The organism is Desulfovibrio psychrotolerans (assembly GCF_013340305.1).
Taxonomy (GTDB): domain Bacteria; phylum Desulfobacterota; class Desulfovibrionia; order Desulfovibrionales; family Desulfovibrionaceae; genus Halodesulfovibrio; species Halodesulfovibrio psychrotolerans.
This window is the reverse complement of record NZ_BLVP01000032.1, coordinates 1-384: the sequence shown is the minus strand read 5'-3', so window position 1 is coordinate 384 and position 384 is coordinate 1. Positions and strand designations below refer to the sequence as shown.

At 52.9% G+C, this 384-nt stretch carries 2 tRNA genes; both read left to right on the top strand.

Features of this window, described 5'->3' with window-relative positions:
- Positions 1 to 119 precede the first annotated feature (119 nt).
- Positions 120 to 196: transfer RNA gene (locus HUV26_RS13575), tRNA-Ile, on the top strand.
- 82 nt (positions 197 to 278) lie between these two features.
- Positions 279 to 354: transfer RNA gene (locus HUV26_RS13570), tRNA-Ala, on the top strand.
- Positions 355 to 384 lie beyond the last annotated feature (30 nt).

The following is a 384-nucleotide window of genomic DNA, read 5'->3' as shown; positions in this document are numbered from 1 at the left end:
TAACAAGGTAGCCGTAGGGGAACCTGCGGCTGGATCACCTCCTTTAAGGAAATTTGTCCAACTCGCTATTTACTTGCAAGGAGCCTTCCGATTTGCTCGGAATGATCTTTGAAGCCGATGGGCCTATAGCTCAGCTGGTTAGAGCGCACGCCTGATAAGCGTGAGGTCGGAAGTTCAAGTCTTCCTAGGCCCACCATGCCGCCATGGTCCATACCATGTCTTGTCCGTCCCTGTTCGGGAATTGCAACGGATGACAGAGGCATGCAGTATACTCAAGTGGGGATGTAGCTCAGCTGGGAGAGCACCTGCCTTGCAAGCAGGGGGTCATCGGTTCAATCCCGTTCATCTCCACCATTTTGAGTGCCTAGTCGGCAACAGCTCTTT